Source organism: Psychrobacter sp. KH172YL61, from assembly GCF_007182895.1.
Taxonomy (GTDB): Bacteria; Pseudomonadota; Gammaproteobacteria; order Pseudomonadales; family Moraxellaceae; genus Psychrobacter; species Psychrobacter pacificensis.
In genome coordinates, this window is record NZ_AP019516.1 from 2,187,414 (window position 1) to 2,199,143 (window position 11,730).

The window sequence follows — 11,730 nt, forward strand, 5'->3', positions numbered from 1 at the left end:
ATTGGTTCGGGGCTTCAGTGCTTCATGTTATTGTTATTATCTCTCTTCCATGTTGACTCATCCTAAGTCATAAACAGTAACGTATAAGACAGCGGGCTGACCTGTTCTTTTATTGATACCGTCTCAACACTGCATCCTTGCGTATCCTTGTGTTGATGAATGTATTATAGGACAATCAATTTGGTACGAATAGAAGCTAAAGACCTTATTTGACGTAAGCATATGCTTACGTTATAAGAGTAAACTTTAACCTATACGTCGCACTTCTTATCAACTAAAACTGCCTTGCGCTTGTTTGCGTTCATCTGACATTTTCTTGCCTTCTTTTTTACCTTCTTCAATCTTGCTATCTGCTTCTGCTACATCTTCTGCTTCTGCAGTAGGCGCATTGCCTTCTTGCTTACTCGTTTCTTCTGGCTCATATTGTAAAGTCGTCATGACAGGAAAATGATCAGATCCTATAGACGGCATACGTTTGATATCAACTACTGTAAAGCAAGCACTATGGAAAATATGATCCAATGCCCAACGCAGAAACGGATATTTGACATGAAAGGTGTTGATAAAGTGTCGACCAATACGAGGATCTAGCAGCCCAGAAATACGCTGAAAGCGGCGCGTGGTTTTTGACCATGCCACATCGTTGAGATCACCAGCCAATATCGCGGTTTGCTTATTTTCTTTGATGTGTTTGCCAACCATCAACAGCTCAGCATCACGCGTGGTAGATTTATCAGCCTCAGTTGGACTTGGAGGCATAGGATGCAAGCAGTATAGCCAAATCACTCGACCACCTTGCAAGCGTAACTGCGTATGAATAGAAGGTATGTCATCAATCATTAGGTACTTCACTTCAGGATCTATGAGCTCAAGCTTAGAGTACAGGTGCATACCGTATAGATTATCCAGCGGAACCTTCACTGTATATGGATAATCAGACTCAATTTGCTGTAAGGCTTTCTCCCATTTTTTATCAGTTTCAAGCGTAATTAAAATATCGGGCTGTCTATGCTTGACCAAATCAACCAATTTTTGTGTTTCATTATTGGGTGTTAATACATTTGACACCATGATTTTTAATTGATGTGCTTCCCCTTCTGGCTTATTTTTCGCTTTTTGAACTTCTTTTTCCACAACCTTGTATAGGGCAATACCATTCTGAGTTGAAACGCTAACGTGATACTAAGCACTATAAATAACAACCATTGTCCCAGTTGCCACTCTGAGAAAAACATGATCATGCCAATCCAAGCAATAATGCCCAGTACCATTATCTGAATGCGTGGGAATTCGACGCCACGTACCCACCAATTATCCAGTGGCACCCAACCCCAGATCGTTACAAATGCGATGAATCCTGCGAGCCATTGTAAGCTGTAATATAATAGTGAGAGATCCATAGTATGTGATAACCGTTTATTGAGATGATAATGGGGCCAATAATGACATGTGCTGTGCCATTCATTCCATGACAACGCACATCATTATCTTAACTGAACTGAGTTTTAAATGAACTGACGTCAAGTATGAATGCTAGAAGCTTACTTTAGCATTTCATAAGATTTTCGCCTATATATGAGTCGCGATTCTGCAACAACTGCCATAAAAATTTACAATACCTACCCAATCAAAATAATAATTATTTTATCGAAAGCCTTATTCTTTATAGGCAACCAAATATATTTTGCCAATACCTAAGCGCGACTCTAATAATAACGTAAAGTTATAGTACACATAGTTAATAGTGTATGGAAAACGAGTAAATAATAGCCAAAACGCCTTGCTTTTTTGTACCATTCACGGCATTGTTATCGGTTGGTGATGCAACAAATAATTGTAAATAGGACTGAATTTCATGAGTAATTTAACAGTAGGCTTGGTAGGCTGGCGCGGCATGGTAGGGTCAGTATTGATTCAACGTATGCAAGAAGAAAATGACTTTAACGGTATTACGCCTGTCTTTTTTTCAACCAGTAATGCTGGTGGTGATGCGCCAAAATTCGACGGTATTAAAACTGGCCAACTAAAAGACGCTCATGATATTGAAGCACTCGCTGCCTGTGATGTGATTATTACTTGCCAAGGTGGTGATTATACGTCAAAAGTTCACCAACCACTACGTGATAGCGGCTGGACTGGCTATTGGGTTGATGCGGCAAGTACGCTACGCATGCGAGACGATAGCATCATCATTCTTGATCCAGTCAATCGCAGCGTCATTGATGACGCCCTAGCCAGTGGCAAAAAGACTTTATCGGTGGCAACTGTACGGTATCACTGATGTTGATGGCGATTGGTGAGCTGTTCAATAAAGGTTGGGTCGAATGGGTCAGCGCGATGACCTATCAGGCGGCTAGTGGCTCTGGTGCCAATAATATGCGTGAGCTTATCTCAGGTATGGGTGTTTTGCATGACGCGGTACAAGATGAGCTGGCTAACCCTGCTAGCGCCATTCTTGATATTGATAAAAAAATCGCTCAGACACAGCGTTCAGCAGACTTCCCTACACAGTACTTTGGTGTGCCGCTTGCCGGTAGCTTGATTCCTTATATCGATGTACAGTTAGAAAATAAGCAGTCAAAAGAGGAATGGAAAGGCGGCGTTGAGACTAATAAGATTCTTGGTAATGACGAAGCTAGCACGATTCCTATCGATGGTATGTGTGTACGTGTCGGGGCAATGCGTTGCCATGCGCAAGGTCTAACCATCAAGCTCAAAAAGATATCCCTCTAGAAGAGATTGAAGCCGCCCTAAAAAATAGCGGCAACGAGTGGTTAGACTTGGTCGAAGACGACAAAGAAGCCACTATTAATCGCTTAACGCCAGTCGCGGTGACTGGCACATTAACAGTTGCATTAGGCCGCTTACGTAAGCTCAAAATGGGTCCTGAGTATTTAGGTGCCTTTACCGTTGGTGATCAGCTACTGTGGGGCGCAGCAGAACCATTGCGCCGTATGCTAAATATCATTCGTGAGCAAAACAACTAAATCGAGTAACCAAAATATCAGATAAAAAAGACAGCAAGTGCTGTCTTTTTTGTGTGGTCAAGAACCTAAATGGCTAAGAACAATGACTATATGCCCTAGTATTACTTTTGCTCATACGCAATCATTACCTCGTTACGACGTAAAAATGGCAATGCCCATGGCTCATCGTAACGTGCCAATTCTGGCTCACCTGTAGGCGTTAAATGTTTGCTTTGCATCCAATTTCGCAGTTCTTGTGTCTTTTTATCTACTTTATTACTTCCAGTAAATCCTGAGAATTTGATAATGTCATAATTTTGAGCTCGTACTTCGACGATTTCGACTTCTGGGTTATTTGGTTTTGCTGACGTCTCCATCGTATATTTACTGGGCATCGCGAATTGTACGCGCCACTTTCCGTCATCTTGCTGCATACTGACTGACTATATTGACAGAATGAATATCAATATCCAAAAAATCCCCTAACAATGCTATAATTAGCGCCATTTTCATAGCTCATATATCGGTTAACATATGCAATTTGTCTTACATAAAACAGCCAGCGGTGCAACGCGTGCACGCCGCGGCACCGTTCATCTCAATCATGGCGACGTGCAGACGCCTGCCTTTATGCCTGTTGGGACTTATGGTACGGTCAAAGGTATGCTGCCACGTGATATCGAAGCCATTGGTGCTGATATCATTTTAGGCAACACTTTTCACCTCTGGTTACGCCCAGGTACGGAAGTGATTGATAAATTTGGCGGCTTGCATAAGTTCATGCATTGGGACAAGCCTATTTTGACGGATTCAGGCGGCTTCCAAGTATTCAGTCTGGGGGCCATGCGTAAAATTACCGAAGAAGGTGTTAACTTCAAATCGCCTATCGATGGTGCCAAAGTATTTCTTTCTCCTGAAAAATCCATGCAAATCCAGTATAGCTTGAACTCAGACATCGTCATGCAGTTCGATGAATGCACCCCTTATCCAGCGACTCACGATGAAGCAAAGAAATCTCTAGAGCTATCACTACGCTGGGGACAACGCTGCGTTGATGAGCACAATAGACTGGGTAGCACCAACGCATTATTCGGTATCGTACAAGGCAGTATGTATCCCGATTTGCGCCAGCAATCACTCGAAGGTTTGCTAGATATCGGCTTTGATGGTTATGCTATCGGCGGTCTTTCAGTTGGTGAGCCAAAAGATGAGATGATGGACGTCCTAGACTACCTGCCTGATGATATGCCAGCAGATAAGCCGCGCTATCTAATGGGCGTTGGTAAGCCTGAGGATTTAGTTGAAGGCGTACGCCGCGGTGTGGACATGTTCGATTGTGTGATGCCAACTCGTAACGCGCGTAATGGCCATTACTTTGTGACGGGCGATGCAGACAATGCTGGTGTGGTACGTATCCGTAATAGCCAGTATCGTAACGACGAAGGCCCATTAGATCCTGAATGTGACTGCTACACTTGCCAAAACTTTAGCCGTGCTTATTTGTATCATCTTAATAAATGTAAAGAAATGCTTGGCGCGCAGCTTGCCACCATTCACAACTTGCGCTATTACCAACGTTTGATGCAAGGTATCAGAGACGCCATTGAGCAAGATCAGTTTGATGAATTCGTTAGCGAATTTTATAATAAGCGTGGACAAACCATTCCTGAGTTAAACTTGCGTTAATCCATTTTAGTATTTATTGATATTATTAGACATAAAAAGGGCTTAAGATAATTCTTAAGCCCTTTTTATGTGTTGTTTTTATCACTCAATGATTTGCATGTCTAAATCATTGTAAATAACTATTAGCCCATCAGTGAGGTAACAAATACCACGATCACAGCGATTGGCGCGATGAATTTTGCAACAATTTGCCAAAGCTGCCATGTCGCATTAGATAAACCAAGCTCTTGCTGAATACTACGCTGATCCATTTTCCAACCAACAAATACGATAGCCGCAAGACCTGTTAGAGGTAACAGGAACTTACTGGTAATCTTGTCTAGGGCATCAAAGATACCGTTACCCATAATAGTAAATTCAGACCATAGGTTAAACGATAGCAATGCGGCAATGCCTAATAGCCAAATCACAGTACTGGCAACGATAGTCGATACGGTACGGCTCATCGACGTACGCTCTTCTAGTAGCTCAACCGTTGGCTCTAGTAATGAGATAGATGAGGTGACAGCTGCAAAGGTAATAAGCAAAAGAACAATGCACCAATGATAATACCCGCACTCATGCTACCAAAAGCAATCGGTAAGCTGACGAAGATCAGACCAGGACCTGACGCAGGATCTAGACCGTTACTAAAGATAATTGGGAAAATGGCTAAACCAGCCGCCAAAGCGATAACCGTATCCAAAATAACAACGGTACGTGCAGTTTTTAGCAAGTTCACTTCGCGGCCCAAATACGAACCATAAGCAACCATGATGCCCATACCAATCGATAGCGTGAAGAAGGCATGACCTAATGCTGCAAGCATAACGTCAGCCGTCAGCTTGCTCATGTCTGGCGTGAACAAATAAGCAACTGCCTCACCAAAACCGCCATTCATTATGTTATAACCAACGATAACGAAAAGGATCACACCCAATAGTGGCATCAAAATCTTGGCTGCTTTTTCGATACCACTCGTTACACCAATACCAACGATAACGGCCGTTAAAATCATGAATACAGTGTGCCAAATCGTCAATGTACCGGCTGATGCTAGCATCGCATCAAAGGTCGCAGCCACAGAATCACTATCTTGACCTGTAAAGCTGCCTGACGCCACTTTGGTGATATAGTTAAGTGCCCAACCACCGATCACACTATAGAAGGATAGAATTAAAAAGCCACCCAAAATACCAGTAGCACCAACGATGGTCCAGCTACGAGATTTACCTTCGCTAGCAGCCACATCCGCAAACGTGTTGACTGGGTTTTTTTGTCCACGGCGACCAATGAGCCATTCAGCAACTAATATTGGAAAACCGACTAGCGCGATACAGAATAAATAAGCGATAACGAAAGCTGAACCACCGCTCTCACCCACCATATATGGAAACTTCCATATATTTCCCAAACCTACTGCTGAACCTACTGCCGCTAACACGAAGCCAAAACTTGAGCTCCATTGCGCATGTTCTTGTTTATTGATAGCCATTTTTGCGTCCTCGTACTTCAAATAACGCTACTGACAATCCTCCTTGATCATCATAAATAGTCACTACTACTATCAAACTATTTAGTAAACACTTCAATATGGAGTGCCCCGTAACATTAAGAAAGAATTGTTTACAATATCATAAACGCTCAGTTTCTGCTAAGCGACCAAAAAAGTCAAGCACTCATAAATATAAAAAGCCATAACAATTGGTTATGGCTTTTAGCAATATTATCTTTTATTAATAAAATTTAGGCAGATTAAAACTGTAAAAAACGACTATCTAGCCTAGCTTCTATCGTAGCTCAATATGCGTTTAACGCACCACCCCGCGACGACTTTTTTGTAGTGAATCAATCAACAATTGAACTTTTGGCTCTTGAGATAGTAGCTCACCTTGCAGAACCTCTAAAGCTTGCGCTGTCGTCAGACCCGATCTAAAAATAGTACGATACGCTTGGCGTAGGACATCAATGGTTTCTTTCGACCAATCTTTTCGGCGCATGCCTTCGATATTTAGACCATGAGCTTTTGCTGGATTACCAGACACCATCGTAAACGCTGCGACGTCTTTTTAAAATCAAGCTGGCGCCGCCAACCAGACTATAGTCATCTACTGTACAAAACTGATGAATGCCTGAGTTACCACCGATGATTGTATGGCTGCCGATAGTCACGTGACCTGCAACACCAACATTATTTGCCAGCACATTATGATCGCCAATCACGCAATCATGCGCCACATGAGTATTGACCATCAACAAGTTATGACTACCTATCTTGGTTAGCTCACTATCTTGTGCAGTACCGCGATGTAGGCTACAAGCTTCGCGAATCGTATTGTGATCGCCAATCTCAAGCCAAGTACGCTCACCTGCATACTTTAGATCCTGAGGATCCTCTCCAACACTCGCAAACTGATAGAATTGATTGTGTGCACCGATACGCGTTAACTTTGTGACAACGACATGCCTATGCAACACAGTATGTGGTCCAATTGACACTTCATCACCAATGATACAGTAGGGACCAATGATGGCAGTCTCATCAATCTGTGCAGATGGTGAGATGAGTGCTGTAGGGTGAATCTGACTCATGATGTGGGCCCTTGTATCATTTAATGCAAATAAATAGTCAGCCAAATACAGCCAGTTTGGCTTCATGAATGAGGCCAATATCCGCTGCTTTGTTAAATATCAATATAATAGCTCATTATAATTGTGAAGATCGATTCGATATAGCGCTTTATGAATGCTAACTTATTACAAACTTAGGCACTTTTACTGTCTTTGATTTTTTGCTGCTCTTGACGCGCAATCATGATTTGAGCACTCGCAGCAAGTTCGTCTTCGACATGCACCGTACAATCAAACTTATAAATACCGTGGCGCTGCATCACTGTCTTGGCACGAATGGTGAGTTGATCACCAGGAATGACTCGGCGCTTAAAACGCACTTTATCCACACCAGCAAACAAATACAGATAGCCATCTTTTGAAGTCAGACCTGCGGTAATGAACCCAAGTATGCCTGAAACCTGTGCCATTGCCTCTACCATCAATACCCCTGGCATGATTGGCTCGTCTGGAAAATGCCCATTAAAAAACTCTTCATTAATGGTCACATTTTTGATACCCGTAATGCACTCTCCTGGTGTACAAGCGACCACTCTATCGACCAACATAAAAGGGATAACGATGTGGTAAATAATGCTTAATCGTATGATACTTTAGTGGCAGGGTAAGACCTTGCTCAGCCAAGCTTTTGATGTCTTCATCAGTTGGGATATCTATATGGTCATTGCTCATAATGAGGCTTCCTTGCTATGTTTTGGATGTTTATTGTTTGTATGTGTTCGCATTAATCACGACCAAGCTGACGAAAGCGTACCGCTGCACGGCGCCAATTAGCAGTTGGCATAGCAGCAGTTCCAGAAGAGTAAGAACCAGCAGTTTTTATAGATTTGGTAACCATGGTCATACCTGATAAAACCACATCATCTGTAATTTCGATATGCCCTGTGATACCGACAGCACCGCCAATAATGCAGCGTTTACCTATCGTCGTACTACCGGCAATACCCGTTTGGGAGGCAATGGCAGTACCGTCACCAATACGTACGTTATGAGCAACTTGAACCAAATTATCAATGATAACATGATTGCCAATAACCGTATCATCAATGGCGCCGCGATCGACACAGGTGTGACTACCAATGCGTACATGATCACCAATAATCACACGGCCTAGCTGAGCGATCCGCTCCCAGCCTGAAACACTAGGGTTGTTGGTAGGAGCAAAGCCAAACCCTTCGGCACCAATGCTCGCACCCACATGCAATCTTGCGTAGTTACCAATGACACAATCATGACCAATAACCACTTGCGATTTGATAACACTGTCAGTACCGATCTCAGAATGCGCCTCGATCACTACATGGGCATCAAGTGAGCTACGCGCTCCTATCTGCACATAGTCGCCAATGACACAAAAAGGACCAATATTAACCTCATCACCAATCACAGCGCTATCAGAGATCACAGCACTAGGATGGATTCCAGCAGATAGTGACTGACGGGCAAATAGTTGGCTAGCGCTGGCATAAGCTAGGTATGGGTCAGAGACAACCAACGCTAAGGCCGAGTCAGGTACTTGGTCACGATACGCTTGGGTGATCAATACTGCACCTGCTTGGCTACCGGACAAACTAGAGATATAGTGAGGGTCTGCCAAAAGCTTAGCTGCTTTTGGTCAGCAGTAGTTAAACTTCCAACACTGTTAAATGGGTGACGTAACTGCTCAGCACTAATATCAGCCTTATTGATAATGGGCTGACGCTGCTCAATCCGAGTGATAAGTTGCTCAATCGTTATCATAATGACTATTAATAGACTATTGTTATATATAAAACGGTCGTCAAAATAACAATGTGTTTTGACGACCTACTGGAAACTAATGACATTCTAACTTACTTAGACAAATATTTGAGAACGATTAGATATATTTAGATAATATTAGCGATCTAGAATGTATTACCGATCTGGAATTGGACTTTTTCAGTTTCGTCCCCTTCTTTATCACCAAAAGGTACGGCATAACTGAGTGAAATTGGACCAATTGGTGTATACCATGTCACGCCCGCACCTGCACTAAAGCGGAATTCGTTGTCTTGGGTCAATAGTGGTACACCTGTATCCTCACCAGTGCCAGGATTAACGAAGGTACGGTCTTCTTTGTCACTTGTATCAAATACCTGACCACCTTCAGCAAATAGTACTGGACGTACTTGGTCTGCCCAATCGCCTTTAAACGGCATCGGTAAAATCAATTCGGTACCAAAAGTAACTAACGCATTACCACCTACTTTTTCGTCCCTTATAACGAACACTATCATTGATGGCATCATTATAGCTTTGCGACTTAGGACCCAATCTTGATGATTTATAACCACGAACCGAACCATAACCACCAGCATAGAAGTTTTCATAGAATGGCAAATCATTACCATAGCCAAGCTTGGTATAACCACGCGCCACCCAATCTTTATAAATCGGATAGTAGATATTGCCGCGATAAACCAGTTTCTGATAACTGGCATCACCAAGACCAATGGTCGCATCGACCGTATGGCTCATGCCTTTATTTGGAAATACAGGGCGATCTAAGGTGCTATAATCCCAGCCCAGTAATAAGTTGTAGGTCTGATAATCATTTTTAAAGCCAGTACGACCTTCGAAATCTCCAGTGAAGTCTTCAACAGTACCGCCATCATCGATGATTTCTTGTGCGTTTGATATGCCGAGGAAACGACCACCACGTACTGTCGTGTTGTCGACATTTAGACCAGCACTGACACGCTTGGTTTCATCAACAGGATAGCTGTAGTTCAGCGTGGCACCATAAGCGTCGGTGACATATTTACTAACGTTTCTGTCGTCGTATTTGGTTTCGCGATAATAAGCACTCACCCCTTGTGAGACGCCATTTTCTGTAAAGTATGGATCGGTGTAACCCAAGCTATACGAATCACGTGTCTCTGAACGTGATAGTGCGGCTTTAACGCGGTTACCAGTGCCCATAAAGTTATTTTGGGTCAAATCCAACTGAAAAGTAACACCGCCGCTCTGCGAGTAACCTGCTGCAATCGTTGAACTACCAGAAGGTTGCTCTTCTACTGTATAGTTGACATCTACTTGATCTGGCTGATTGGGTACTGGTTTTACATCAACGTTAACTGCTTTGAAGAAACCGGTACGCATAAGGCGTGTACGTGAAAGCTGAATCTTTTCACTAGAGGCAAGAGACCCTTCCAATTGACGCATCTCACGGCGCAATACTTCATCTTGAGTTTTTAGATTGCCTGTGAAGTTGATACGGCGAACATAAATAGGACGTGCAGGATCGATATAATAATCCACGTCAACCATCTTGGTATCGTCATTAATGCGTGGTACGGGTCTAACTTGGGCTAAATAATATCCTTCGTTACCATAGCGTCTCTTGAGCGCGGCTGTTGTTTCATCCAGTTTGGCTTGTGAATATTTTTCATTAGGCGCAAAAGTAACCAGCTCTTTTAGTTCGTTGTTATCAAAAGTCGGCTTACCTAAGAAATTGACGTCACCAAACTGATATTGCTCACCTTCACTCAAACTGACTTCGATGAACACACTACGTTTATCTTCACTAATATTGAGTACCGCGTTATCTACTGCGAAACGCACATAACCATCGTTTTGATACAATGCTTTTAAGTTGTCTAAACTGGCGGCCAGTTTTTCTTGTGCATATCGATCAGATTTTGATAGCAAGCGTGTCCATGATGATTCTTTTACAGCAAAGACATCTTTGATTTCTTCATCACTAAAATGTTTGTTACCAATCACATTGATATCAACAACTTTAGCAGGCTTACCTTCGATGAAGCGCACATCAAGCTTGACGCGATTACCATCAAGTACCGTCTGATCTACTTCAATATTACTGTTGTAATAGCCTTGACTGATATACTGCTGTTGTAGCTCATTAGCAACGCCTTGCAGGGTCGATTGCTTCAGTACATTACCGACAGACAGCCCAGCATTCCCAAGGCCTTGCTCAAGCCCTTCTTTAGGAATGAGCTTATTACCTTCAAAATTCACTTCGGCAATGGTTGGACGTTCAATAACATCAAACCTTAGATTGCCACCTTCGACACGGCTTTGAATATCAGCAAAGTTTTCAGTCGCATACAGTGCCTTGATACTGGCAGCTAAGCTACTGTCATTTACCGTATCTCCTACCGTAATAGGTAGAACCGGATAGAGGCTATCAGGGGTTAGGCGTTGCAAGCCATTGAAACCGATGTCAGTCACTACAAATTCTGCAGCCTGTACCGGCATACTCATCATCGCTACAACTAACGGCAACCCAGCCGCGCTCATAAATAAAGGCGTACGCATAAACACTATCCGTCAATAAAAAACTTGCTAAAGTTAAGGTAAAAAGCATATGTTGTCCAGCCCATTTGCACAAAGTCGCAACTCCATGCATGGCTAACTCAGAACACTTTATATAAAAAGAATCACAAAATAAACTAAAAATTACGATTAGTACAGAGGCGATGAC

Annotated in this window: 2 protein-coding genes and 7 pseudogenes; 2 read left to right on the forward strand and 7 right to left on the reverse strand. The window is 42.8% G+C overall.

The annotated features are described in order from the left end of the window. Positions 1-270: 270 nt before the first annotated feature. Positions 271-1,400, reverse strand: a pseudogene (locus PKHYL_RS11615) (endonuclease/exonuclease/phosphatase family protein). A gap of 455 nt (positions 1,401-1,855) precedes the next feature. Between PKHYL_RS11615 and asd the strand changes: the two are divergent. Then, a pseudogene (gene asd, locus PKHYL_RS11620) lies at positions 1,856-2,987 on the forward strand (aspartate-semialdehyde dehydrogenase). Between the two features lie 101 nt (positions 2,988-3,088). On the opposite strand, the gene PKHYL_RS11625 reads toward asd, so the two are convergent. Next, positions 3,089-3,400 (reverse strand): SOUL family heme-binding protein, encoded by a 312-nt coding sequence (locus PKHYL_RS11625; protein WP_071003469.1) that lies wholly within the window; start codon positions 3,398-3,400, stop codon positions 3,089-3,091. A gap of 100 nt (positions 3,401-3,500) precedes the next feature. Here PKHYL_RS11625 and tgt point away from each other — a divergent pair, with 100 nt between their 5' ends. Continuing rightward, positions 3,501-4,652 (forward strand): tRNA guanosine(34) transglycosylase Tgt, encoded by a 1,152-nt coding sequence (gene tgt / locus PKHYL_RS11630; RefSeq protein WP_071003467.1) that lies wholly within the window; start codon positions 3,501-3,503, stop codon positions 4,650-4,652. Between the two features lie 122 nt (positions 4,653-4,774). On the opposite strand, the pseudogene PKHYL_RS11635 reads toward tgt, so the two are convergent. The 5 pseudogenes from PKHYL_RS11635 to bamA form a co-directional block, all read right to left on the reverse strand. After that, a pseudogene (locus PKHYL_RS11635) lies at positions 4,775-6,126 on the reverse strand (sodium-dependent transporter). Positions 6,127-6,442: 316 nt separating this feature from the next. Then, positions 6,443-7,223: pseudogene (gene lpxA, locus PKHYL_RS11640) on the reverse strand (acyl-ACP--UDP-N-acetylglucosamine O-acyltransferase). A 173-nt stretch (positions 7,224-7,396) separates the two neighbouring features. Next, positions 7,397-7,934: pseudogene (gene fabZ, locus PKHYL_RS11645) on the reverse strand (3-hydroxyacyl-ACP dehydratase FabZ). 52 nt (positions 7,935-7,986) lie between these two features. Continuing rightward, a pseudogene (gene lpxD, locus PKHYL_RS11650) lies at positions 7,987-9,002 on the reverse strand (UDP-3-O-(3-hydroxymyristoyl)glucosamine N-acyltransferase). Between the two features lie 146 nt (positions 9,003-9,148). Next, positions 9,149-11,564 (reverse strand): annotated as a pseudogene (bamA, locus tag PKHYL_RS11655) (outer membrane protein assembly factor BamA). Between the last annotated feature and the right edge of the window lie 166 nt (positions 11,565-11,730).

Bases quoted from the DNA above. Each gene is read 5' to 3' on its own strand.
- PKHYL_RS11625 (WP_071003469.1), bottom strand. From the start codon at position 3,400: ATGCAGCAAGATGACGGAAAGTGGCGCGTACAATTCGCGATGCCCAGT.
- tgt (WP_071003467.1), top strand. From the start codon at position 3,501: ATGCAATTTGTCTTACATAAAACAGCCAGCGGTGCAACGCGTGCACGC.